Origin of the sequence: Streptosporangium sp. NPDC051022, assembly GCF_040683035.1 — a bacterium.
Taxonomy (GTDB): domain Bacteria; phylum Actinomycetota; class Actinomycetes; order Streptosporangiales; family Streptosporangiaceae; genus Streptosporangium.
The window spans coordinates 48,818-71,395 of sequence record NZ_JBFBCF010000010.1 but is presented as its reverse complement, the minus strand read 5'-3'; the positions used below and the strand labels follow the sequence as shown (position 1 = coordinate 71,395).

24 protein-coding genes and 1 tRNA gene are annotated in these 22,578 nt (G+C 68.1%); 11 read left to right on the top strand and 14 right to left on the bottom strand.

Annotation, left to right across the window (positions count from 1 at the left end):
• Positions 1-370 precede the first annotated feature (370 nt).
• On the top strand, positions 371-2,488 hold the full coding sequence (locus tag AB0N02_RS18600; RefSeq protein ID WP_363947700.1) for a TerD family protein: 2,118 nt from the start codon (positions 371-373) through the stop codon (positions 2,486-2,488).
• Between the two features lie 360 nt (positions 2,489-2,848).
• Here the strand turns inward: AB0N02_RS18600 and AB0N02_RS18595 are convergent, their stop codons facing one another.
• From AB0N02_RS18595 to AB0N02_RS18585, 3 genes are read right to left on the bottom strand one after another with little or no spacing between them, the layout of a single operon-like run.
• Positions 2,849-3,631, bottom strand: a complete 783-nt coding sequence (locus AB0N02_RS18595) for a nucleotidyltransferase domain-containing protein (RefSeq protein ID WP_363948015.1) — start codon at positions 3,629-3,631, stop codon at positions 2,849-2,851.
• 53 nt (positions 3,632-3,684) lie between these two features.
• Positions 3,685-4,104 (bottom strand): hypothetical protein, encoded by a 420-nt coding sequence (locus AB0N02_RS18590; protein ID WP_363947697.1) that lies wholly within the window; start codon positions 4,102-4,104, stop codon positions 3,685-3,687.
• Positions 4,101-4,277: a DUF2283 domain-containing protein gene (locus AB0N02_RS18585; protein ID WP_363947695.1), complete on the bottom strand. Its 177-nt coding sequence runs from the start codon at positions 4,275-4,277 to the stop codon at positions 4,101-4,103. The genes AB0N02_RS18590 and AB0N02_RS18585 overlap by 4 nt, the downstream gene beginning before the upstream one ends.
• Before the next feature lie 123 nt (positions 4,278-4,400).
• On the opposite strand from AB0N02_RS18585, the gene AB0N02_RS18580 reads away from it, so the two are divergent.
• Positions 4,401-4,961, top strand: coding sequence for a hypothetical protein (locus tag AB0N02_RS18580; protein ID WP_363947692.1), 561 nt, complete (start codon positions 4,401-4,403; stop codon positions 4,959-4,961).
• A 444-nt stretch (positions 4,962-5,405) separates the two neighbouring features.
• On the opposite strand, the gene AB0N02_RS18575 is transcribed toward AB0N02_RS18580, so the two are convergent.
• Positions 5,406-6,647, bottom strand: coding sequence for an IS256 family transposase (locus AB0N02_RS18575; protein ID WP_363947690.1), 1,242 nt, complete (start codon positions 6,645-6,647; stop codon positions 5,406-5,408).
• A 446-nt stretch (positions 6,648-7,093) separates the two neighbouring features.
• Between AB0N02_RS18575 and AB0N02_RS18570 the strand changes: the two genes are divergently transcribed.
• On the top strand, positions 7,094-7,639 hold the full coding sequence (locus AB0N02_RS18570; RefSeq protein WP_363947687.1) for a winged helix-turn-helix domain-containing protein: 546 nt from the start codon (positions 7,094-7,096) through the stop codon (positions 7,637-7,639).
• A complete protein-coding gene (locus AB0N02_RS18565) occupies positions 7,564-8,166 on the top strand; it encodes a transposase (protein WP_363947684.1) in 603 nt (200 codons plus the stop codon). Before AB0N02_RS18570 ends, AB0N02_RS18565 begins: the two co-directional genes overlap by 76 nt.
• Positions 8,167-8,191: 25 nt before the next feature.
• On the opposite strand, the gene AB0N02_RS18560 is transcribed toward AB0N02_RS18565, so the two are convergent.
• Positions 8,192-8,488 carry a hypothetical protein gene (locus AB0N02_RS18560; RefSeq protein ID WP_363947682.1) on the bottom strand — a complete coding sequence of 99 codons (297 nt, stop codon included), beginning with the start codon at positions 8,486-8,488 and terminating at the stop codon, positions 8,192-8,194.
• A 201-nt stretch (positions 8,489-8,689) separates the two neighbouring features.
• Here AB0N02_RS18560 and AB0N02_RS18555 point away from each other — a divergent pair, with 201 nt between their 5' ends.
• Positions 8,690-8,926: a hypothetical protein gene (locus tag AB0N02_RS18555; RefSeq protein WP_363947679.1), complete on the top strand. Its 237-nt coding sequence runs from the start codon at positions 8,690-8,692 to the stop codon at positions 8,924-8,926.
• A 133-nt stretch (positions 8,927-9,059) separates the two neighbouring features.
• Here AB0N02_RS18555 and AB0N02_RS18550 read toward each other — a convergent pair whose 3' ends face one another.
• Complete coding sequence (locus AB0N02_RS18550; RefSeq protein WP_363947676.1) at positions 9,060-9,434, bottom strand: VOC family protein; 375 nt, start codon at positions 9,432-9,434, stop codon at positions 9,060-9,062.
• Between the two features lie 824 nt (positions 9,435-10,258).
• On the opposite strand from AB0N02_RS18550, the gene AB0N02_RS18545 reads away from it, so the two are divergent.
• On the top strand, positions 10,259-10,390 hold the full coding sequence (locus AB0N02_RS18545; protein ID WP_363947674.1) for a hypothetical protein: 132 nt from the start codon (positions 10,259-10,261) through the stop codon (positions 10,388-10,390).
• Positions 10,391-10,434: 44 nt separating this feature from the next.
• On the opposite strand, the gene AB0N02_RS18540 is transcribed toward AB0N02_RS18545, so the two are convergent.
• Positions 10,435-11,841 carry a helix-turn-helix transcriptional regulator gene (locus tag AB0N02_RS18540; RefSeq protein ID WP_363947672.1) on the bottom strand — a complete coding sequence of 469 codons (1,407 nt, stop codon included), beginning with the start codon at positions 11,839-11,841 and terminating at the stop codon, positions 10,435-10,437.
• Positions 11,842-12,011: 170 nt separating this feature from the next.
• Here AB0N02_RS18540 and tgmA point away from each other — a divergent pair, with 170 nt between their 5' ends.
• Entirely contained in the window at positions 12,012-12,272 is a 261-nt protein-coding gene (gene tgmA / locus AB0N02_RS18535) for a putative ATP-grasp-modified RiPP (protein ID WP_363947670.1), read from the top strand.
• 40 nt (positions 12,273-12,312) lie between these two features.
• On the opposite strand, the gene AB0N02_RS18530 is transcribed toward tgmA, so the two are convergent.
• Entirely contained in the window at positions 12,313-12,441 is a 129-nt protein-coding gene (locus AB0N02_RS18530; RefSeq protein ID WP_363947667.1) for a hypothetical protein, read from the bottom strand.
• Positions 12,442-12,505: 64 nt separating this feature from the next.
• Here AB0N02_RS18530 and AB0N02_RS18525 point away from each other — a divergent pair, with 64 nt between their 5' ends.
• The 4 genes from AB0N02_RS18525 to AB0N02_RS18510 all read left to right on the top strand — a co-directional run bounded on the left by AB0N02_RS18525 (position 12,506) and on the right by AB0N02_RS18510 (position 15,324).
• Entirely contained in the window at positions 12,506-13,243 is a 738-nt protein-coding gene (locus AB0N02_RS18525; protein ID WP_363947664.1) for a hypothetical protein, read from the top strand.
• 2 nt (positions 13,244-13,245) lie between these two features.
• A complete protein-coding gene (gene tgmC / locus AB0N02_RS18520; protein WP_363947661.1) occupies positions 13,246-14,379 on the top strand; it encodes an ATP-grasp peptide maturase system methyltransferase in 1,134 nt (377 codons plus the stop codon).
• 192 nt (positions 14,380-14,571) lie between these two features.
• The gene (locus AB0N02_RS18515; RefSeq protein WP_363947659.1) at positions 14,572-14,835 is read left to right on the top strand and encodes a hypothetical protein; all 264 of its coding nucleotides are present in this window, start codon (positions 14,572-14,574) and stop codon (positions 14,833-14,835) included.
• Between the two features lie 189 nt (positions 14,836-15,024).
• Positions 15,025-15,324 (top strand): carbohydrate-binding protein, encoded by a 300-nt coding sequence (locus tag AB0N02_RS18510; RefSeq protein WP_363947656.1) that lies wholly within the window; start codon positions 15,025-15,027, stop codon positions 15,322-15,324.
• Between the two features lie 39 nt (positions 15,325-15,363).
• Here AB0N02_RS18510 and AB0N02_RS18505 read toward each other — a convergent pair whose 3' ends face one another.
• The 6 genes from AB0N02_RS18505 to fdh all read right to left on the bottom strand — a co-directional run bounded on the left by AB0N02_RS18505 (position 15,364) and on the right by fdh (position 22,437).
• Positions 15,364-15,522: a hypothetical protein gene (locus AB0N02_RS18505; RefSeq protein ID WP_363947653.1), complete on the bottom strand. Its 159-nt coding sequence runs from the start codon at positions 15,520-15,522 to the stop codon at positions 15,364-15,366.
• Positions 15,523-15,738: 216 nt separating this feature from the next.
• Positions 15,739-16,557: a hypothetical protein gene (locus AB0N02_RS18500; protein WP_363947650.1), complete on the bottom strand. Its 819-nt coding sequence runs from the start codon at positions 16,555-16,557 to the stop codon at positions 15,739-15,741.
• A 391-nt stretch (positions 16,558-16,948) separates the two neighbouring features.
• Positions 16,949-17,044: transfer RNA gene (locus AB0N02_RS18495), tRNA-Sec, on the bottom strand.
• A 195-nt stretch (positions 17,045-17,239) separates the two neighbouring features.
• Positions 17,240-18,235: an NrfD/PsrC family molybdoenzyme membrane anchor subunit gene (gene nrfD, locus AB0N02_RS18490; protein WP_363947647.1), complete on the bottom strand. Its 996-nt coding sequence runs from the start codon at positions 18,233-18,235 to the stop codon at positions 17,240-17,242.
• 112 nt (positions 18,236-18,347) lie between these two features.
• Positions 18,348-19,205 carry a 4Fe-4S dicluster domain-containing protein gene (locus AB0N02_RS18485; RefSeq protein WP_363947644.1) on the bottom strand — a complete coding sequence of 286 codons (858 nt, stop codon included), beginning with the start codon at positions 19,203-19,205 and terminating at the stop codon, positions 18,348-18,350.
• Complete coding sequence (fdh, locus tag AB0N02_RS18480) at positions 19,198-22,437, bottom strand: formate dehydrogenase (protein ID WP_363947641.1); 3,240 nt, start codon at positions 22,435-22,437, stop codon at positions 19,198-19,200. The genes AB0N02_RS18485 and fdh overlap by 8 nt, the downstream gene beginning before the upstream one ends.
• Positions 22,438-22,578 lie beyond the last annotated feature (141 nt).

Sequence of the window (22,578 nt, the reverse complement as noted above, 5' to 3'; positions counted from 1 at the left end):
TTGCTGGCTGGTTTCCGGGAAACTTCGACAGGCCGCATGATAACTCTAAATATTCACCGGAGGTCGAGAGTGGATTTTTCAGCATGAGTCAGGTGAGAACGGACGCACAGGCAGCCGAGGCCGACAAGCAGCACACGCGAAAACGCCCCTGCGCATCGAACCGCCGACTTCCTGCCGTAGCCCCTCTGCAGCCCCTCTGCAGCCCCTCTGCAGCCCCCCTGCGTTGACCTCGACACCTCACGGACCCGGCTCCGCCTCGCCTGCGGCACCCGCCCCCACAGGGCGACACCCGCCAGGCCGGCGTCACAAGAAATGGACATGCCCGAAAAGTCAAGGGATGTAGGCGCATTTCAGCTGTAGGGTGCCGCTCGTGGACAACCTTGAAAGCCTCGTCATCACCAGGCGGCTTCGAGTTCCCATCGACGCCGCCGCTGACTCCACGCCTGGCTGGGGAGAGACCGCTGCCCGCCAGCTCGACGCCGCACTGTTGAGCGTCGGCTTCACCTGCTCGCCGGCCCTGCTCGAACGTCTGGCGACGCTGCCCGGTGAGACCGTGGTGGATCTCGGGGTGCGCATCCTGGCTGCCGTGCGCGGCCTGGTGGGCGACCATGTCCAGCACAACGCCTATTTCGTCGACTTCCCCAAGAACGTGCCCGACACCCTGGACTTCTGGGCCGGCCTGCTACGTGAGGCCATGCTTGACCCGGTTGCCGCCGCACATCTTCAGCTTCAGTCGCCGATGCTCAACCTCCTGGCTCTGCCGGGTTACGGCCGCTACCAGCACACCTACGCCGACTTGCTGGCCGCTCACACCGAACTGATCCCGCTGGCCGGGGACCGGGTGACCGTGCTGGAGCTGGGCGGCGATCTGGAAGCAGAGGCCCGCGAGCTGTACTTCTCTCTGGCCGGCTCCGAGGTGCCGCCGGCCGCTGAGGACCTGGTGGCGCTGCGCGCCCTGGCGTCGTTCTGCACCGATCAGCCGGAACGCGTTCCCATGCGGGAAACCCGGGCCGTCATCAACGAAGTGCGGCTGGCCGCCGGTGAGCCGCCGCTCGTCGACACGGTGACCGACGTGCTGCGCCTGGCCTGCGGCCTGTCCGGCGGCGATGTCACGCTGGCCGAACGGACACGCTTTCGCTCGTTCCGCCGCGCCGAGCGCCGCGCCCTGATGCAGGCCCTGGACACCGTCGCCTCCCCGGCCAAGCTCGGTGACGTACCACGCCATCGGGAGCAGTGGAAGCGTCTCGGCGAGCGACTGCACCCCCACGAGTATCCGCACCTCTCGCGTGCCGCCAGTGTCTTCGAAGTGGCCAGGGGGACGCGCAAGGCCACCAGCCTCGACGGTCGCGTTGAGGCCGCCTTGTCGGCAAGCCGTACCGGCGACGCGGTCAAGCTGCTGGAGAATGCGCCCGGCGCGCTGCTGCGTCGTCTCGATCACCTGCTGCGAACCGGCACCGCGCCTTCGGCTGTCCTGGACGCCGCCGAGAACGCCGCGGCGGGCGCCTCTGGCCGGGTCCTGCTGTCCCTGCGCGAGCACCTGCAGAACCGGCTCTCCCCGGCCGCGGGCCGCATCTTCGCCAACCGGCACGGCCGAGCGTGGATGAGGCCTGACACCCGCACGCCGCTGGAGGAGAACGTCCTGTCGCGAGCGACGGCCATCCTGGATGAGGAGATCGCCCGGCGCTTGCCCGACCTTGGGAAGCTGATCGTCGATCCCGGTGTGCTGGACGTCGCCCTGCCGCTCTCGGGCAAGGCCGTCGCCCCCGGGCTGGGCATGTTGCCGCGTGGTTCGCTGTCGGCGGTGGACGGGGAGTTGCTGCGGTTCTTCGTCCACTGGCGTCAGGCCACGCAGCGCACCGATTACGACCTGTCGGCCCTGATGCTGGACGCCTCTTACGGCGACGCCGAGCACATCTCGTGGACGAGCCACGGCAACGGGTTCGCCGAATACTCCGGCGACCTCACCGAGGCTGCGGACGGCGCGACGGAGTTCATCAACATCCGTCTCGCCCAGGCAACCCGGCCGATCATCATCCCGCAGGTGAACATCTACTCCGGGGAGGCGTTCGACGAGGCCGCCGAGGCGTTCTTCGGCTACATGACCAGGGACGCCGCTCAGGAGGGCATGCCGTTCGAGCCGCGTACCGTGCGGATGAAGTCCGACCTGCGCGGATCCGGCCGGGTTGCCCTGCCGCTTGTCTTCCTGCGTGGCGACGACGGCGGATGGCGGGCGAAGTGGCTGCACCTCTACTTGAAGGGGCGTCCCGGGTTCAACCAGGTGGAGGGCAACCGGGTCACCACCTCACTGCTGGTTCGCTCGATAGTGGAGCGCGACCACCTGCGGGTGCGGTACCTGGTTGACCTGCTGCGTGGGAAGGACTCCTCTGTCGACCGAACCACCTACATCGGGCTGGAGACGCCGACCGATCTGCCGCCGGAGTCGCGGGTGTACACGCCCGGGACACTGCATGAGTTGATCCCCGCCTGATACGGTTGGGGTTGCGAGGCCATGGGAGAGCTTCCTTCTCATCCTTTCTCTGGCGAACCTAGTTCTCCCGCTTCCCTTGCACTCCGATCGTGAGGCCATTCGAGGGCTTCCTTCTCACCTGGTTCGATTCCAGGTAGACCTACGGGTCTACTGGCACATTCAGCTCCCGGGCTTCCCTCACGGTCGGCCGCCCGCTCGCCTACCAGGGTTCGGCTTGGCTCCCCGTCAGTCGGTCTGGTCCTCCACAGGGCACACAGAGCGGAATGAATCCACCGCTCAGGCAGGATCCAACCGCTACGCCTCCATTTCAGCGGTGGTCATGGTTGATCAGTGTTCCGCCTTGGAACAGGGCATGTGGCACTAATCGGAAGCCGTGGCCCAGGTGCGCGTGTACGCCTTGATCAGCCATTGGTCGGCGCGGTCTCCGTCGGGGCTCTCGGGCAGAGGTGAGTCGGCGATCAGTTTCTCAAGGCGCGCTTCGAGGTCGGCAGCGATGCCGAGGGCTTCTTCCTTGGTGTGGCCGCCTTTGCGGATATCGATGATCAGGGACCGCCACGGCTCGGGCATGGGGAGAGTGATCGTGCCGTGTTCCAGCAGTTCCACGCCTTGCACTCCGAGACGGATCATGTGGCCTGCGAACTTTGTATCGAATCCGTGCTGGGCGATCAGCTCGGGCCTGTTGGTGCGTTTGCCGTTGGGGTGTTCGACCATGCGGTCGCGCTGGGAGCGGAGGTAGCCGAGGAAGCGGTGACCCGCTTGGCGGGACAGGATGAAGCCGGGGCCTTCGGCGATGAGCTCACGGCCGAGGTCGGTGATGGTGACGATCTCGGAGGCGGGGACGAACAGTGACAGCAGGACAGTGGGGTTGCCGTCCAGGGCCAGACGCATCCATTTGCGGAGGCTGTAGACGGTCAGGTCGAGATCACCGTGGCCGGATCGGACGCCCTCGGGCTGGGTGCGGTACACGTACTGGTCGAACCTGCGGAGTCCTACGACGTAGGCGGCAGGCTCGACGCAGATGCCCATCTCGTCGCGGTCGTCGGTACCGGTGATGGCTGTGCCGTGCAGGCCCGAACCAACCTGGCAGCGAAAGATCGTGTGCTTGTCGGCGATCTCCTGGAAGTCAGGTCCGCCGTGTTTCATCCAGCCGTGGGGGGTCATAGCGTCCAGTCTGCCCAATTACGGATCATTCTTCATCAGAAATTCCCCTCGGCGACCTGGAGCACGGTGAGGCCGAGACCGCGCCACATCCGGACGACACCTACCCGGTCCTCGATGACCCCGGCGATCTCCCGATGCGCAAAGTGCTGCCGATAGACCTCGACTTTCCACACGGTGTCGGGCCGGCGGTCGCCGTTCGGCCGCAGCCACACACCCTCGGTGGCCTCCAGGTGGCCGACGTGGGTTCGGAGCCAGCGTTCGGTCTGGCGGCGGGTGCGTTCGATGCGGCCGGATACGTACGCGACGGGATGGCCGGCCAGGATGAGTGCCCGGACGATCGTCACGACCGGAGGGTTCGGAGCGTCCTCCCCCACCCGGTCCCAGTCGTAGGGGCCGCGGTCGCCTCGGAGTGCGAGGGTGCCGTCGATGTCGACGAGCCACAGGGCTCCGCTCAACGGTCCTCCCCGAGTACGGCCGGTGTTTGCGGCCAGGTGGTGGGGATTTCGATGCCGACGACGCGCCCGTCGGCGTCCAGGTCGAGGTTGACCATGGCGTTCACCGGCATCATGCGGGCCACTCCCCCGTCCGGGTGGGAGAGACGCTCCCGCAGGACGCGTAAAGCGATCATGTGCTTCCTCTCAAAGGTCGGGGTCTCGATCTGCGACAAGCCGAACAGAATGAAGTCGACAACCCCAGCCGTTTTTGGTGCGTCCTCCTTCGCACTGGTCTTCGCGTTGAAGGGTGGTTTCCGATGTCGAATACCGCTGGCCGGGACCCGGGTGCGACGAAGTCGTTTTGGCATAGGTACTCAGCTGCGCTGATCGGAGCCGGTGGTGCGGTACTGGCAGCGGTGGTTGCGTTGGTCGGGGTGTACTTTCCGCGCTCGAATGACGGTGAGACGAAGGTGGACGCACCGAGGGTCTACCGCCACGGCGACCTACGACTGCGGGCGGGAACAGGTTACGACTTGGACTCCTTGGCCACGGACTGGGAACCGACCAATGGGGGCTGGTCGGGTCAGGATGTGGCCTACGCCACGAAGGGTGTTCACGACTGGGTTGCGGGCCGCAACGCGAGGAGCGGAAAGAGCGGCGATTCGGTTGCAGCTCTTGATCTGAAGACTCCGAGGACCTTTGACAGCTGCGTGAAGGCGGACTTCGGGGCGGAGGAAGCCGCTCCACGCGACGAGAAGATCAATCCGAAGTGGGCGTTTTGCGTGTTGACGTCGGAAGGGCGTTACGCACTTTTAGAGATCGTTTCGGCGCGGGAGGGCGTGCTGAACACACAGGTGACGGTGTGGCATGAAAAGTGACTGAGATGTCGCCAGAAGAGATCGTTTTTCGACTGAGCCTTCTCGGTCGCCTCTCCTGGTTTCATGCGTTTCCCCAGGTGGCGGAGGCGGACGGGAATCGAACCCGCCAGGCCGAGAACCTCGGCCTCGTCGGTTTTGAAGTCCACTGAGGGCGCCTCTGGTCGTCGCTGGCCGACTCTGGTTGGCTCTGGACGTTGCGACGACCTGTGATGCCTCGGTTGACTCGGCTCTCAGTGAGGCTGGTCGGATCTCGCTGAATCTGGACCTTGTGTTCTCATCGGGACCACCCTGCGGCGCACGTCACGAAGGCCTCGGCACTCCGCCGGGGCCTTCTCGCTGCCCGGAGCCCTCCGCCACGTCCGCACCGCAGCCCTGGGCTCGGCCTCGGTCACGTCCAGCAACGTGGTGTATGAGTTGATCTCCGCGTGATCCTTTTTCTGCAGGTTAAGCGGTAAGTGTCTGCGGTAGCAGGTTGTGCTGCGGTGTGTCGCCGGAGATGAGACGCATACGGCACTTGGCCAGGACGTCCAACCCCATGTAGCGGCGGGCCTCGGTCCACTCATCGGTCTGCTCGGCCAAAACCGCACCGACGAGCCGGACAATGGCGGCGCGATCGGGGAAGATCCCGACCACGTCGGTGCGGCGGCGGATCTCCTTGTTCAACCGCTCCTGCGGGTTGTTCGACCACACCTGCCGCCAGATCTCCTTGGGGAAGGCCGCGAAGGCCAGCAGTTCCTCCCGGGCGGCGTCCAGATGCTCGCACGCGGCCGGATACTTCACCTCCAACGCCTCGATCACCCAGGCGTGCTGGGTGCGGACGGCCTCGGCGGTGGGCTGGTCGAAGATGGTGCGCACCAAGGTCGCCACCCACGGCTGAGCTGACTTCGGCACGGCCGTCAAAAGGTTGCGCAGGTAGTGGGTGCGGCAGCGCTGCCAGGACGCGCCCGGCAGCGTGGCGCCGATCGCCTCGACCAGACCGGCGTGAGCGTCGGAGACGACCAGCTGCACCCCTGCCAGGCCGCGGGCGAGAAGGCCGCGCAGGAAGGCCGGCCAGCCGGCGCCGTCCTCGGCCGAGGTCACCTCCAGGCCGAGGATCTCCCGGTTGCCGTTGGCGTTGACCGCGGTGGCCACCAGGACGTGCACGTTGATGATCCGGCCGCCCTCGCGGACCTTCTGCGTCAGGGCGTCCAGCCAGACGAAGGCGTATGGCCCGGCATCCAACGCGCGGGTGCGGAAGGCTTCCACCTGCCCGTCCAGCACCTTGGCCATCTGGCTGACCTGGCTCTTGGAGATGTGCTTGATGCCGAGCTGTTCGACCAGCTTGTCGACCCGCCGTGTCGAGACCCCGAGCAGGTAGCTGGTGGCCACCACGCTGATCAGGGCCTGTTCGGCCCGGCGGCGTCGCTCCAGTAGCCAGTCCGGGAAGTAAGAGCCCGAGCGCAGCTTGGGAATGGCGAGCTCGACGGTGCCGGCGCGGGTGTCCCACTCGCGGGTGCGGTAGCCGTTGCGGGAGTTGGTGCGCTCATCGCTGCGTTCGCCGTATCCGGCACCGCACAGGCCGTCGGCCTCGGCCGACATCAACGTCTCGGCCATGGTCTTCACCATGGATCGCAACAGATCCGGATCCTGCTGCTGAATCCGCTCCGCCAGCCAGGCGGCAGGGTTCACACTGTTGGGCACGGCCATCGCTTTCTCTCCTTCGATCTTGATGTCGCAATCACGAAGGATCACGCGATGGCCGTCTTCAGTTCACGACGCCACGCCTGTCACCAGGGGAAACTCTTACACCACATCCGTGGACGCAACCGGGCGTCGCTACGTCAAGGCGACGACACGGGCAAGCTCGGTGCCGGCAACGCAAACAGCACCCACCACGCCCCCGCAGCCAGTGCGACACCCAGCAGAGACGCCACTACGACCAACCTCACCAAGGCACGCAAACGAGGTCGAGAGGCAGGAATGATCGTCACGAGCGCCAGTCAACCAGCCATGCCGACAACACACCAGCCCCGTCCTCCGCGCTGGAGGCGGGGGCGCCGTCATGTCCAGAACCTCAGCAACTGAGCTTGAAAGGCCGGTGTTACGAAGGGGCCCGCTGATGGTGGCCCGCGGCGATCGGCTATCCCGGAGGTATGAGATATGCCGAGGGCGGCGGGCTGACCGCCGCGGAACGCGCCCGGCGGGAGCAGTTGCGCTTTGAGGCCGCGGGGTTGTTCGCGCAAGGGGTGCCCGCGCCGGAGGTGGCGCGGCGGTTTCGGGTGAGCCGGATGTCGGTCAATCGCTGGTACCGCGCCTGGCAGGCCGGTGGACAGGAGGCGCTGGCCTTCAAGGGGCCGGGCGGGGAGAAGTGCCGGCTGGACGAGCGGCGGCTGGAGCGGCTGCGGGCCGAGCTGGAGCGCGGTCCGGCCGCGCACGGATACCTCGAGGACCAGCGCTGGACGCCGGCCCGGGTCGCTGACCTGATCTCGGTCTTGTTCCACATCCGCTACACCTTGCGCAAGGTGTCGTATCTGCTGCACCGCCTCGGCTGGACGCCGCAGATCCCCGTGCAGCGGGCCGTCGAGCGCGGCGAGGGGGTGATCGAGCAGTGGGTCGCCGAGGAATGGCCCGCGATAAAAGGGCGGCGCTCGACCTGGGCGCCTGGCTGTGCTGGGCCGACGAGTGCGGGCAGAACCTGAGACCGCCCAGGGCGGCCACCTGGGCACCGCGCGGCCGCACTCCGGTGGTGACGGTGACCGGCAAGGGGTATGGGCGGGTGGCGGTGGCCGGACTGGTGTGCGCCAAGCCGGGTGAGCGTACCCGGCTGATGTACCGGGTCTTGGTCCGGCGCGGGCAGCCGGGTGAGGTCAAAGGCTTCGGGCCCGCGCAGTTCGCGGCGTTGCTGGATGCCGCTCATGTCCAGCTCGGGGGCGCGCCGCTCGTGCTGGTGTGGGACAACGACCGCCGTCACCTGTCACGGGCGATGCGCACCCCGATCGAGGCACGTCCCTGGCTCACGGCCTTCCAACTGCCCGCCTACGCCCCGGAGCTGAACCCGGCCGAAGGAGTGTGGTCAGTCCTCAAACGCGGCCTGGCCAACCTCGCTCCCCACGACGTCTATCAGCTCACCATGCTGATCAAGACGAAACTCAAACGGATGCAGTACCGTCCTATGCTGCTCGACGGCTTCATCGCCCAGACCGGCCTGATCCTCGAACCACTGTAACCTCAGCCTTTCAAGCTCAGAAGCACTACACCTGGGCGCAGCGAAAACCCATCACGGACGCACTTCCAGCGGCCCACAGCACCGACTCGCAGTTGTAGGTCTTTCCCCAGGAAGAGACCACGATTACACCCGGCCCATTGAACTCATCCGGGCCGGTGCATCCTGTGCCGTCCACCGTAACCACCCGCAACGGGTACCAGTCTGAAAACTTCCCCTGAGCACAGACGTAGGTACGGGTGGCGGCGGTGGCCGGAGCCGCCATCAGCGGGGCAGCGAGCACCGCCGCAGCAGCGGTGACGGCGAGACGTTCGATCAGAGTCATGGGGGTGCCCTTTCACGAGGAGGTGGGCGGGACCGTTCAGGGGAGCGCCTCGAAGGTAACGCGGGAAACCGCTCTCACCCCACCACGACCGGAAGTGGACATTAAGGGGCATTCCACAACGACGATTACGGCACGACGCCCCCGTCCTCCATCCTGCTGTCCGCCTTCCCCGCCCGGCCGCCGAGTCGTACCCTGACCACTATGAGGTTTTCTATCGCCGTGATAGCGATCACCGGCGTAGTCTTTTTTGGCGGCGTGGCCCTCATAATGAACCTCGCAGCAGAACCCTCAACGAGGATTTTCGCCATCCTCGCCGTGCCGCTTCATGTTGCGGCCCTAGCTGGCGTCGCGTACTTCATATCGAACTTCGTGGAGAAATCACCGAGGATGAAAAAAATCAGAGAAGAAGCAGGAATGAACTGGCTAGATCTAGATTAGATCTAGTGCCGCAGCAGGCAACGTTCGCCCTGTTGTGATGTGATGCGCCGCCCGGACTCTGTCGCGCGCGGCGCGCGGCCGTCATGCTGTGCGGGTGGCAGAGCTTATACGGACCGAGGGTGGCATTGGTAGCTTACGCCTCAGCCCAGACGCCCAGTTCGTTCCCGCTCGGGTCAGTGAAGTGGAACCGGCGTCCACCGGGGAACTCGTACGGCCCGTTCACCACCTGGCCGCCCGCATTCTTCACAGCCTCCACAGACCGGTCCAGGTTGGTGGAATAGAGCAGCAGAAACGGGCCGCCTGCCCGCACCTCCTGGCCTGTGCGGAGACCGCCCACTTCGGGTGCGGCTTCCCCCTGCGGGCTCTGGATGCCGGCGTACCCTGGCCCATAGTCGTTGAATCGCCAGCCGAACGCTTCGGTGTAGAAGCGCTTGGCCTGCTCAAGGTCGGTGACCGTGAGCTCCACGTAGTCAATGGCATGGTGTCGGTGCGGAGATAGCTGAGTCATGTGCTGCATTATGTGCTTCGGCTACGACATCGTGCGCTGACAACGCCGGCTCGCGTCGCGGAGCGGCAACATGCGGGTTGGCTGGGCAGGGATGGCCACGAGCCGGGCGGAATAGCTGACCAAATGGGTGGTCTTCTTGAGGTGTCCGTAGAGCTTGTCTTTGTCCAGGTCCAACGCGGCGAACAGATATGGGACCTCGCGCGGGCGGGTGTCACATCACAACAGGGCGAACGTTGCCTGCTGCGGCACTAGGGCGAACAAGCCCGCGTGGACGACAGAGGCGGGGAGCCGCCGCATCGGCGGCGACTGATCGCCTGCGCACGATCACCCGGCCGCGCCACCATGACGGCATGGACCCCGAACTCAGCGCCGCCATCGACGCCACCACCCGCCTCAACCGGACGCCGCCCAGGCCCGGCTCTGCCTCGCCGTCGGCGGAACACAGGCGGAGGCCGACGCCATCCTGCGGGGCGAGGACGATGAGCCCCAGCCCGACCCTGCCGATCTCTCCCGCATGCTCGAAGGCGTTGAGGAGCGGCGAGCTGCACCGGCCGAACCGGACAGCGTTGAAGAGATCCACGCATGGTTGGCGGCCCGCTTGAGCCGGCCGGACTGACGACCGGCAGGCGAACGCGAAGAAGCCCCGCCGCTCCGAAAAGCGGCGGGGCTTCCGTTGTGCACCCGACCCGAGAGCCACCATTTTCGGGACTTCCCGAAAATGGTTCTGAGCTGCGGATTCTCCTTCGCGGTGAAAGCGAGAGCACCGAACCGGGGACCCGCAGGCTCCTCTGGCCTGGTTGCCCAGGTTACCGACCTGCGTAACCTTGGCGACCTGCACAAACGCCTTATCGGCTGCCACGGCAGCGCTCGATGACCTGGTGGACGAGCGGCCATGCCTGGAGCTGGTGCTCGTCGAGGCACTCCACCACGAACCCGAGGCCCTGGCCCGCGGCTGAACCGGCCGGTCCCGACTCCGGCGGGGGGAGCCGGGACCCCGCCGTCACGCCAGTGCGGTCGCGAGTTCCCGCACTCCCGTCACACGCGGATGCTTGACGGTGAGAGCGTCAGCGATCTCCCGAATCCTGGGCCGGTCGCGCACCTCGCTCGGCGCCACCGCGACCGCCGCTCGCAGCGCGGACGCTGTCTCCTCCGGCTGGCCCTGCAGCCACCAGGCCCGCGCCAGGTCGGTGTGCAGGCGCCCTTGCCGCTCCGGCGTCGGATACATGTCCGACCGTAGATCCTGGCCCACGCGCAACGCCGCCCCGACGTCCCCGAGAGAGTAGTTAATGTTCACCCGGTACATCTTCGCGAACGGCCCGGCGTGCGGCTTGCCCGTCAGCGCGGTCAGACGGTCGGCGGCGCGCTCGGCCTGCGCGAGCCGCGCGAACGCTTCCACCCGGTTGCCGGCCTGGCTCTGAGTGTAGGCGGAGGTGCACATCAGCCGCAGGTACATGCCCATCTGGGGTGCGGTGCGCAACCCCATGACCTCCAGGGTGTCGGCGGCCCGCTCGACCACCTTCGTCGCCGCGGCGTGGCGGCCCGCGGTGCGCAGCATCATTCCCAGCGCCCGGGCCGAAGCTGCCATCGCCACCGGTTCCCCGGACCGTTGCGCGTAGGTCACCCCCCGATCGGCGGTGAGGCGTGCGGTCTCTTTCCTGCCGACCTTATTCAGGGTGTCGGTCGCCAGGTTGTAGCAGCTGGCCAGCAGCGCCCACCCGGCCGGGGTGTCGACTCGTTCGGCCGTGTCGAGTGCGACGGCAAGCATGCCCGGGAAGCCGCCCAGCAGGGGTGTCAGCGCGCTGGCGTCGAACTGGTTGCGTGCGGTCCGTAGTCGCTGCTGGACTTCGGCAAGGGTCGCGGGGTGTCCTATTTCGGCAGGGACCGCGAGAGTGTCTTCGAGATTCGACAGCAGGTGCAGTGGGACGGACAGTCCCACCGCCTTGATCAGTGTGCGTCGTCGCATGGGATCTTCCCTTTCATCGTCACTCTCGTCTTCACTCACGGTAACGACGGCAGTCAATGGTGTTGGAGAGGCCACACAGCACCGTTGCGCATGAATCGGCAACCCGAGCTGATCTGGGCGGGCCTCGTAGGCGCGAGCGAGCATCACCGCGTACTCCGGACCCGGCCGGTCCTGACCGTGCTCATACCGGCACAGCATCGCCTCCGACAGAGCGGTCGGCTGCAGCCCGTCGGCGAGGTAGAGGTCACCGACCTTGGTGACGGTTTGGGCGCGGGACCATCCCAGCGCCAGCCGCCACGCCTCCAGCGGCAGCACCTCCGGGCAGGTGGTGCAGATGGCGGTGACGATCCGCTCCAAGGGCAAGCCCGCTCGCTGGCCGCGCATGCGGATGGCGGTCGCCTCGCGTCGAATCTGTGCACGCCTTGACCTGGTGATCTGCCCCATGAGGCCGCCTCCGCGGTTCACGAACGCCGACAGATGAACCGTAACCGAATCACCACTCACCGTGAAGGCATGTGCGGGTCATTGACCCCCCGCCCGCAATGACCGCGCGCCCCGCAGCACCCACTGTGAATGGAGCAAACCAACTGGCATCACCGGCTGGAGGACCCGCCATGACCATCACCGCAGAACACTCCCCCCTCACCCCGAGCCCTTGGGGGCTCACCCGCACGACCGACCCGCTCCCCACAGCAGAGCCGCCGTACGACCGCGTCACCCTCGACCCGGCGACCCAGACCACCACCTTCCGTGACCGCAACGGCGGCATCGTCGACATGGCCAACACCGTCACCGTGACCACGTCGAAGGGCTGCGGCAGCGACGGCTCCAGCGGCAGCTCCAACGTCGCCGACGACTCCAACACCGACAGTTAAGCCGGTGCGGCCCCCACGACAGACCGTGCTGGTCCTCACGTCAGCCGAAGACGTCACGGCCAACCTGGTCATCGAGGCACTGAACGAGCGCCGCGTCCAGGTCGCCCGCGTCGACCCGGCCGACATCGGCACGGGCCTGGCGTTCGGCGCCTCCATCGGCGACGAGCACACGGAGTGGGATGGCCGGCTGCGTACGCCGAGCCGCGACATCGGGCTCGCGGAGGTCGGGGGCGGTGTACTACCGCCGCCCCACCTCCTACGCCTCCCGGTTCGCCCACCTGCCCGCCGAGCAGCAGCAGTTCAGCGCCGCCGAGGCTCAGCATGGGCTCGGTGGCATCCTGCGCACCCTGCACGGCTCGGTGTACGTCAACCACCCCGACGCGATCGGCCGCGCCGACTACAAGCCCGCGCAGCTCCAGACGGCCGCCCAGCTCGGACTGGCCGTTCCTCGCACCCTGATCACGAACGACGTGCAGCAGGCGCTGACGTTCGCCCAGCGGGGATCCGTCGTCTACAAATCCTTCCGCGGTTGCCCGCCGGGCCCAGACGGCAGCCGATCAGCGATCTGGACGCAGCAGGTCACCTCCGAGGACCTGGACGAGTCGGTGGCCGTCACCGCCCACCTGTTCCAGCAGGAGATCCCGAAGGTCGCCGATGCCCGGGTCACCGTGGCCGGCCAGAAGGTCTTCGCACACCGGATCAGCACTCCGGACGGTGCGCTCGACTGGCGCAGCGGCGACTGGGAGAAGCTGATCCACGACCCTATCGACGTCCCCGAACCGATCACCAACGCCCTGCACGCTTACCTCGCCCACTTCGGTCTGGTATTCGGCGCGTTCGACTTCGCACTCGAAGCCGAGACGAAACGATGGGTGTTCATCGAGTGCAACCCGAACGGGCAATGGGCCTGGCTGCCCGGCGCCGACGCGATGGCACAGGCCATCGCTGACCTGCTCTTGGAAGGATGGTGATCGTGAGCGAAACAGCCACGATGCTCCGCCGTACGCTGGCGAACACCGTAGGGTCTGCCGGCTGGCGGGCGGCGCTGGAAGCCGTGCCGCGCGAGGTGTTCGTCGGGGACGCCATCTTCCTGCGTGCGGATGCGGCCCGCGGTGACGTGTGGACGGCCGTCCGCCGCGCCGGGATGGACGAACGCGACTGGCTGGCCATGGTCTACACCGACGAGACGTGGGTGACGCAGGTCGAAGGCACGCTGGCCGGAGAGTCCGCGGACGCGGTGACGGGATCGCCCAGCTCGTCGTCAACGACTCCGAGCCTGGTCGTGATGATGCTGGAGGCCGCAGGGATCAGCGAGGGTGACCGGGTGCTGGAGATCGGCACGGGCACCGGCTACTCGACCGCGCTGATGTGTCACCGGATCGGTGACGACGCGGTCACGTCCGTCGAGTACGACCCGGCCGTGGCCGAGCGCGCCCGCAGAGCCATCTCGGAGGTGGGGTACGCGCCGACACTGGTGGTGGGCGACGGCCTACACGGCTGGCCGGAGCGGGCCCCCTACGACCGGCTGATCGGCACCTGCTCGGTACGGACCATCCCCCCGGCGTGGATGGGGCAGGTCCGCGCTGGCGGGAGCATCACCACGCCCATGTGGGGGTGGATGGGCGGAGTCGCCTTCGCCCACCTCACCCGTGAGGGTGAAGGGACGGCGAGCGGCCGGTTCCTCAAGGAAGACCTCTACTTCATGCGCGCCCGCTCTCACATGCCGCCACCCCGGCCGCCGATCGCGACCGGCATCGGACCGGCCCGGGAGTCCAGGATCGACCCGGCGATCCTGGACGACGAGGCCGCCCTGTTCGTCGCCCAGCTCGCCGCCCCGGCCGCCCAGCGGGCATCAGGGGGCGACATGACGATCCTGTTGGACGTCGGTACCGGGTCGCGAGCCGACGTCAGATCGGATCCTGCCAGCGGGTGGATCGTGCATCAGCATGGCCCGGCGCGGCTGTGGGACGCGGTTGAGGACGCCGTCCTGCTCTGGCAGGGTGCCGGGTCTCCGCACCAGTCGGCGTTCGGCCTCACCGTCACCGCGGACCGGCAGTACGTGTGGCTGGGCGAGCCGGACGGACCGGCCTGGGACCTGCCCGCCTGATCTCAAACCGTACGCAGAAGAGCGGCCCGTCGCCCTCCGAAGAGGGCGACGGGGCATCCCGTTGCTCAGGCCCGGCGAAACAGCCGTGAAACGCAGGCCATGCGGCCGAAATATGGAGAATCGGGAGCTCCCCGGCCTCGCCGATCGGTGCTCATCTGAAGGTGTCCTCCTACCCAGCCGTAAGGAGTCACCGTGAAGATCCGTCGATTATCAGCCGCAGCCCTACTCGCGGCAGCACTAGGAGCCGCCGCCCTGACCGGCGCGGCTCCCGCCTCCGCCCTCGCCACCCCTCCGGGCGAGCCGCCCCCCGGATTCGCGCACGGCCCCTTCGCCACCTTGGAGCAGTGCCAAGTGGACCGGGATCTCACCGCTAAACGCTTGGAGGCATACGCCTGGGTCGGCCAGTGCGAACTCCGCAGCAATGGCTGGTACTTCAAGGGCTTCTACTTCGTCTGAGCCACCGCGCGAGTAGCCACTCGCTGGAGAGCCCTCACCCCGCGGTGAGGGCTCCTTTCAGGTCCGGCAAAACAGTCTGCGAGTGGCACGCCATGCAGCCGAAATATGGGGAACCGGTAGCTCCTCACGCCTGGTAGATCAAGGCACTGTAAGGAGGTTGTGTTCCCGCCCCCACCCTATGGAGCCACCGTGAAACCGCGCCGCGCAGCACCTACCATCGCGCTCCTCTCCACAGCCGTACTGAGCATCACCCTCTACAGCACCTCACCCGCCGCCGCTCTTGCCCACTACGACCATGGGTCGCTGTCCACCCCTATCCCCACCATCACCTTCACCAAGGTCCTCCATAAGCCTTGGGAGCAGTATCACCACTACAAATTCGAGGACTTGGCCAGCTACGACGGCGTCAACTACAAGTGCATCCAAGCTCACCCGTCGTTCCCCGGCTGGGAGCCGCCGAACGTGCCCACACTGTGGCAGCGGCTGTAATGGCGCCGGTGCGACGAGTCGTGATGTGACAGGGTCACATTAGTTCTCAGCTGCCTTCCGCAGCGCCTTCTGCGCGGCGTACCGGTCCCCCGCCGTCGCCCACCACGGGTGCCGGTTCAGCGCCTCCAGAGCCTGCAGCCGGGCCTCCCGCACCTCCACCAGCTCGGCCCGCTGCTCGTCGGTCATGGCGCCGTTCAAGACCTCCTGCGACGACGGCAGCGCGCGGTGACCTCCTGCACGCGGGCGTCCGCCGCCCAGTAGGCGCGCTGCGCGTCGAGCAGGTCGGGCGGGAACTCGTCGTCGGCCATGGTCTCCCCCGGGTGGTGCGTGGTACTCGGGCGATCCTAGTGAACGGCCTCTGAACAACTGAAAACGCCCCGCCGTCCCGAAGGACGACGGGGCGCCAGCCACCGGTTACTTCACCGTATTGATGAGCTCCTGCGGATCAGACGCGGAGAAGCTCCAGGGATCCTTCAACTCCTTGTAGTCGACGACCTCGTCAGCTGGCGGCGGCACAACCACAAGCGGCATCCCCCAGTCCGTGTAGCGGGTGTCGACCCTCTCAGTCATCATTTTGCTGGCCCTGCTGGTCATCAGACGGGTGGGAAGGCCCACGGCGTCGGTCCACAACCGCCAACTCCCCTTCGGCCGGGCAAACTTGCCCTGGTAGAAGAACCCGCCGGAGACCGGCTTGGCCGTCACCCCCTTCAGCAGGGTCTTCAAAGCCGCCGGGTCGAACACGTTGACCGTCTTCTGCTGGCTGGCGACTTCCCCGACGTACTTGGCCACCGGCCCATCTGATTTCGGCACCTCCACACTCACCCAGGTTTTGCCCCTGGGCAGCGCGTAGACACCAGACATGTAGACACGCCCGCCGACTACGGTCACAGCGATCGGCCCCTCCAGCGCCCTTCCCAGCTCAGGGAACTCCTCCTCCACCGTCTCTTTGACCTCCGGGCCAAGCACTATCTGCATGGAGGTGTCGACGGCGACAGGGCTGGCGGGGCCGAGCTGCAGTCGGCTGTTGTAGCGGAACCCAATCGAACTCGACTTCTTGTCCTTGCTGTTGAAGACGGTGCGAGAGACTTCAGTGATCTGCACGCCGTGGTCGGCCCGTAGCTGCCGTTTGACCGCCTGCGCCGGGTCGGGAGCAGAGGACTGCGCGGCCGCGGGGAGTGCGGTGAGGGCGGATGCGGCCAGGATGGCGGCCGCCAGAGCGAGCAATCGCCTCATAGCAGGTGTCCTTCACGAGGGGAATGTGGAGAGATCATCCTGCCAGAAAGAGCACAAGCGCCCCGTCGTCCTTCGGGACGGCGGGGCGCCGCAGTGTCAGGGGTGGGGCCCCAACGTGAGTCCGCACGTCAAAGGCCCCACAGATCCGAGGCTACACGTGCATGCCTGGCGGATACTCCGACGACGACTATCACCCGGGGTCTCTACCAGCACGTTCGTCAAGCGGTACTGGACGACGCAGCGGAGAAAGTGGTGGCGCTCATCCCCGGCCGGAAGACCGCGAAAGCAAACTGACGAGATGTTCTCATTTTGTTCTCATCGGGCCCCCAGGAGAGATCATTTAGGCTGAGCCTTCTCGGTCGCCTCTCCTGGTTTCATGCGTTTCCCCAGGTGGCGGAGGCGGACGGGAATCGAACCCGCCAGGCCGAGGACCTCGGCCTCGTCGGTTTTGAAGACCGCGGGGGCCACCAGGCGCCCAGACGCCTCCAAGAGAGAACTTACTCGGGGAGGGGGCGCGCGGCGGGACGAGGACCGCGGCACGCCGTACCCGGTGCCTGGTGTCCGGTGTCCGGTGTCGGGTGTCCGACGATCGGTGGCCGGTGAAGCGACGATCGGTGATCGGTGGCCGATGAGGGCTCGGCGGAGGGAAGCAGCGAGGCGGCGGGTGTGCCGGGAACCGTGATCACGTCGGGGTCGGTGCCGCCTCCGTCTCCCGTCTCGCGTCGAGACGGCGACGCTGGGGTACCACGGTGTACTTCGGGTCGGCGGCCGAGGCCCGGCCCGCCTCCAGGACACCGAAGCGGGTGCACAGCGCGCCGGCGGTGAGGGCGACACCGGACAGGCCGGTGAGGACGCGGCTGCGCCCGGCCACGGCTGCGAGCAGCCCGCCGCCCACCGTCAGAGCACGGGCCACACGCATCCGGCGGCCCGCCTTCCCCTGCCGATACGGCTCGCCGACCAGGCCGAGCCGCCGCTCCATCACGGCGCCGGCGACCGTCTCCACGACGGCTCCCAGTACGGCGGCGGCCCGGGCCGGGGCCGCCTGCCCACGAGGGGTCGCCAGCATGCCCGCGGCCCCCGCGCTGGCCAGCGCGCTCCCGGCGAACAGGAACGGCAGCTCCCGATGCCCCTCGTGCCAGGCGGGCACGGCGGTGTCGGCGAGGAGGACGGCGGTGTAGGTGGACATCAGCGGGCCGGTGATCGCGGTGACCGCGACGGCGGCATTACCGGCGACGGGCAGTACGGCCGCGACGGCGGGGGCGCGCAGGACGGCGGTGGCCGCCGAGGCGGGCAGGACGGGGCCGAGTGCCGAGGCGGCGGCGAGCGTGGCCAGCCCGCTGTGGACGGCCAGGAGCCACGATCCCATGCTCATCGGAGAGGTCGGTTTGAACACGCGCAGCATGTTGAGGAACCGCTCCGGCCTGCCGAGCTCGGCGACCAGGAACCCGGTTCCCGCGGTGGCCCCGAGCGCCGCGGTCACCCGGGCGGTCAGGGCGAGGCGGTCGTGCCCGGTGATCCCGGCGGCGGCCGCCATCAGGGACGCGGCCCCGGACAACCCACCGAGGTAGAGGTAGCTCGGCATGTGGGGCTCGTGCCAGACGGGGGGCTTGATGATCGGTTGCCCGTAGTAGGACCGGAACTCCGCCTCCGGGACCATCGCCTCCTCTCCGCGCCTCACCGCCGCCCCCCCTCGCGGAGGCGCCGGCCCGCCCTGGGCCACGACACCACCGGCCTCTTCTCACGCCTCGCCGCCCCCACCCCGCGGAGGCGTCCCGTCCCGGACCACGGTGTCACCGGCTCCTCCTCGTGCTCAGGAACGACAGTGCGACGGCTCCGGCCAGGGAGAGCGCCGCTCCCCCTGCCCACCGCCACATCGCGGGCAGGTCCCGGGTCGTGACCACCGGGTCGGGCGGCAGGCCGTACACCTCCGGCTCGTCGAGCAGCAGGAAGAACGCCCCGTCCCCGCCCACGCCGTCGTCGGGGCTCTCGCCGTAGAGGCGGGCCTCCGTCCTGCCCTCGCCGTGCAGCCGCTCGACGCGTTCCTCGGCCCTGGCCCGCAGCTCGTCCAGCGGCCCGAACTGGATGGAGTCGGTCGGGCACGCCTTGGCGCAGGCGGGTTCGAGGCCGCCGAGCTGGCGGTCGTAGCACATCGTGCACTTGAACGCCCGGCCGTCGCGTTCCCTGCGGTCGATCACGCCGTAGGGACAGGCGGGCACGCAGTACCCGCAGCCGTTGCATATGTCCGCCTGCACGACCACCGTGCCGAACTCGGTGCGGAACAGCGCCCCGGTCGGGCAGACGTCCAGGCAGGCGGCGTGCGTGCAGTGCTTGCACACGTCCGACGACATCAGCCAGCCCTCGATGCCCCCCTGCCCGTCCTGCCCGTCCGTGCCGCCCGGAACCTCCAGGGGGGTCGCCCGGCCGTCCGGAGCCGTCTCCTCGGCCCCGCGCCGTACCAGGCGGGACTGCTCGATGAAGGCCACGTGACGCCAGGTGTCGGCGCCCAGGCCACCGGTGTTGTCGTAGGAGGTCGCGCGGAAGACGAACCCGTCGTCGGGCACGCCGTTCCACTCCTTGCAGGCGACCTCGCATGCCTTGCACCCGATGCAGACACTCGTGTCGGTGAAGAAGCCCATCCGCTCAGCCATCGCGGTACTCCTCGATCAGTTCGAGCAGCGCCCTGCCGGTGGGACGCCTGCCGGGCCGCAGGTCGCAGGTGACGGCCTTGCCCTCCTGGATGTAGACGTTCGGGTCGAGCACGATGGGCAGCAGGTCGTTGGTGACGTCACCGGTGACCAGACCCCTCCAGCCCCAGTGGTACGGCAGGCCGACCTGGTGCACCGTACGGCCCTGCAGCCGCAGCGGCCGGACACGCTCGGTGACCAGGACGCGGGCCTCGATCGCGGTGCGGGTCGTCACGATGGTCGCCCAGCCCCCGTTGACCAGCCCGAGCAGCTCGGCCAGCTGCGGCGAGACCTCGCAGAACAGCTCGGGCTGTAGTTCGGCCAGATAGGACAGCGGCCTGCTCATGGCGCCCGCCGTATGGTGCTCGGTGAGCCGGTACGTCGTGAGCACGTACGGGAAGCGCGGCGACTCCGGCGGGTTGTAGGGGGTCTCCGGGCGGTCGTAGATCCGGCGCGCGGGGTTGGCCTGCCGGCCGTACAGCGGATTGCTCAGCGGTGACTCGTGCGGCTCGTAGTGGGTCGGCAGCGGCCCGTCGGCCAGGCCCGCGGGGGCGAACAGCCAGCCCTTGCCGTCGGCCTGCATGATGAACGGGTCGCCGCCGGCCAGCGCCTCCTCGGCCTGGGCGCCGACGGGCGGCAGGTAGCCGGGCGGCTTGTTCCTCTCGAAGTCGGGCACGTCGTGCCCGGTCCACTCGCCCTTCTCCGCGTCCCACCAGACGTAGGCCTTGCGTTCGCTCCACGGGCGCCCCTCGGGGTCGGCCGAGGCCCGGTTGTAGAGGGTGCGCCGGTTGGCCGGCCAGGCCCAGCCCCATTCGGGGGCGACCCAGCTCTGCTCGCGTCCGGGCTTGCGCCTGGCCGCCTGGTTGACCTCGTCGGCGTAGACACCGCAGTAGATCCAGCAGCCGCACCGGGTCGAGCCGTCCGGCTTGAGCTCGGTGTAGGCCGACAGCGCCCGCCCGTCGGGGCCCGTACCGTTGATCTCGCGCAGCACCGCCGCCGCCGACGGCTCGGCGTGCTCGCCCTCCTCCGGATAGTCCCAGGTCAGCTCGCGCAGCGGGCGGTCGATCTCGTCGGCGGACAGGCGCGCCCTGATCCGCTTGCCGAGGTGGTAGTAGAACGACAGGTCGCTGCGGCAGTCGCCGGGCGGGTCGAGCGCCTTCTGCCGCCACTGCAGCAGCCGCTGGGTGTTGGTGAAACTGCCCTCCTTCTCCACGTGACTGGCCGCGGGCATGAAGAACACCTCGGTGGCGATGTCCTCGGTGCGCATCTCCCCGGTCGCCAGCTCGGGGCCGTCCTTCCAGAACGTGGCCGTCTCGAGCAGGGTCAGGTCGCGCACGACCAGCCAGTCGAGGTTGGCCAGCCCGAGACGCTGCGCCTTGCCGCCGGAGGAGCCGACCGCGGGGTTCTCCCCCACCACGAAGTACCCCTTCACGGTGCCGTCGATCTGCCCCATCACGGTCGTGTAGTGGCCGTGGTCGCCGGTGAGCCGGGGCAGGTGGCCGAAGCAGAAGTCGTTGTCCTCGGTGGCGGCCTCGCCCCACCAGGCCTTGAGCAGGCTCACCATGTAGGAGCCCTTCCTGCCCCAGAAGCCGGTGTCGGCGCCCGCGTGGGCCAGGTAGTCGTCCAGGTTCTCGTGCCGGTGGGCGTGCGGCATCGGCAGGTAACCGGGCAGGATGTTGAACAGCGTCGGGATGTCGGTCGAGCCCTGGATGCTGGCGTGGCCGCGCAGCGCCAGGATGCCGCCGCCGGGGCGTCCGATGTTGCCCAGCAGCAGCTGCAGGATCGCGGCGGTGCGGATGTACTGCACGCCGACGGTGTGCTGGGTCCAGCCGACCGCGTACACCCAGGCGGTGGTGTGCTCCCGTCCCGAGTTCGCCGTGATCGCCTCGGCCAGCTCGGCGAAGTCCGTCCGGGAGATGCCGCACGCCTCCTCGACCAGCTCCGGGGTGTAGCGCGCGAAGTGGCGTCTGAGGATCTGGTAGACGCAGCGCGGGTGGCGCAGCGTCGGGTCCGTCGGCGGCCTGGCCTGCGACTGCGCGCCGCCCGCGCCGTACTGGTCGGCGCCCGCGGCCTCGGCGTGGCGGGGACCGCCCTCCAGCATCTCGCCGCCCTCCGGCTTCGCGCCGCCCTCGAACCGCTCGTCGCCCTCCAGCTGCTCGCTGCGCTGCCCGGCGGCCGCCTCCTCGCTCACTCCCTCGTACGCCCAGGTGGACGGGTCGTACTTACGTGTCTCCGGGTCGAAGCCGGAGAACAGCCCGTCAAGGTCCTCGGTGTCCCTGAACCCCTCGGAGATGATCGACGAGGCGTTGGTGTAGGCCAGCACGTACTCGCGGAAGTCCAGCTCGTTGACCAGCACGTGGTTGATCAGCGCGCCGAGCAGGACGATGTCACTGCCCGCGCGGATCGGCAGGTGCCGGTCGGCGATCGCGCTGGTGCGGGTGAAGCGCGGGTCGATGTGGAACACCTTCGCGCCCCTGGCCCTGGCCTCGACCACCCACTGGAACCCGACCGGATGGCATTCGGCCATGTTCGAGCCCTGGATGACGATGCAGTCGGAGTTCACGAGATCCTGCTGGAAGTCCGTCGCGCCGCCACGCCCGAAGCTGGCCCCCAGACCGGGGACGGTCGAGGAGTGTCAAATACGGGCCTGGTTCTCGACCTGGATCGCACCGAGGGCGGTGTAGAGCTTCTTCATCAGGTAGTTCTCTTCGTTGTCCAGCGTCGCCCCGCCCAGGCTGGCGATGCCCATGGTGCGCCGGACCGTCTTGCCGTCCTCCTCCTGCTGCCAGGTCTCCCGCCGGGTGCGGAGCACCCGGTCGGCGATCATGTCCATCGCGGTCTCGACGTCGAGCGCCTCCCACTCGGTGCCGTGGGGCCGCCGGTAGAGCACGCGCGTCTGCCTGCCGGAATGGGTGACCAGTTGCTTGCTCGCCGAACCCTTCGGGCAGAGCCTGCCGCGGGAGATGGGCGAGTCCGGATCACCCTCGATCTGGGTGACACGGCCGTCCTTGACGTAGACGAGCTGGCCACAGCCGACCGCACAGTAAGGGCAGACCGACCTCGCGACGCTGTCGGCCTCCTCGGTCCGCGGTCTCAGCGCGTCGGTGCGCGCCGAGCGGGCGGCCGTTCCCCTCGGATCCTCTCCCCTGAGCTGCCGGAACACCGGCCAGCGAGAGATCCATCCCCCCTGTGCCATGCTGCGGGTCCTACCCGGGCTCTCCCCCGCTAACCACCCGCGACACCCCGGACGGTTTTTACCCCGGCGCGCTCTCCACCCCTCGTTCTCGGCGGCGGTGCCGTACGGCCTCCGCCCGCGGAGTCACCGAACCGCAACGAT

Coding starts and splice junctions, on each gene's coding strand:
- AB0N02_RS18595 (WP_363948015.1), bottom strand. CDS start 3,631: ATGAAACACGGCGGACCTGACTTCCAGGAGATCGCCGACAAGCACACG.
- AB0N02_RS18585 (WP_363947695.1), bottom strand. CDS start 4,277: ATGATCGCTTTACGCGTCCTGCGGGAGCGTCTCTCCCACCCGGACGGG.
- AB0N02_RS18580 (WP_363947692.1), top strand. CDS start 4,401: ATGTCGAATACCGCTGGCCGGGACCCGGGTGCGACGAAGTCGTTTTGG.
- AB0N02_RS18575 (WP_363947690.1), bottom strand. CDS start 6,647: ATGGCCGTGCCCAACAGTGTGAACCCTGCCGCCTGGCTGGCGGAGCGG.
- AB0N02_RS18570 (WP_363947687.1), top strand. CDS start 7,094: ATGAGATATGCCGAGGGCGGCGGGCTGACCGCCGCGGAACGCGCCCGG.
- AB0N02_RS18565 (WP_363947684.1), top strand. CDS start 7,564: ATGGCCCGCGATAAAAGGGCGGCGCTCGACCTGGGCGCCTGGCTGTGC.
- AB0N02_RS18560 (WP_363947682.1), bottom strand. CDS start 8,488: ATGACTCTGATCGAACGTCTCGCCGTCACCGCTGCTGCGGCGGTGCTC.
- AB0N02_RS18555 (WP_363947679.1), top strand. CDS start 8,690: ATGAGGTTTTCTATCGCCGTGATAGCGATCACCGGCGTAGTCTTTTTT.
- AB0N02_RS18550 (WP_363947676.1), bottom strand. CDS start 9,434: ATGACTCAGCTATCTCCGCACCGACACCATGCCATTGACTACGTGGAG.
- AB0N02_RS18540 (WP_363947672.1), bottom strand. CDS start 11,841: ATGGGGCAGATCACCAGGTCAAGGCGTGCACAGATTCGACGCGAGGCG.
- tgmA (WP_363947670.1), top strand. CDS start 12,012: ATGACCATCACCGCAGAACACTCCCCCCTCACCCCGAGCCCTTGGGGG.
- AB0N02_RS18500 (WP_363947650.1), bottom strand. CDS start 16,557: ATGAGGCGATTGCTCGCTCTGGCGGCCGCCATCCTGGCCGCATCCGCC.
- AB0N02_RS18485 (WP_363947644.1), bottom strand. CDS start 19,205: ATGGCTGAGCGGATGGGCTTCTTCACCGACACGAGTGTCTGCATCGGG.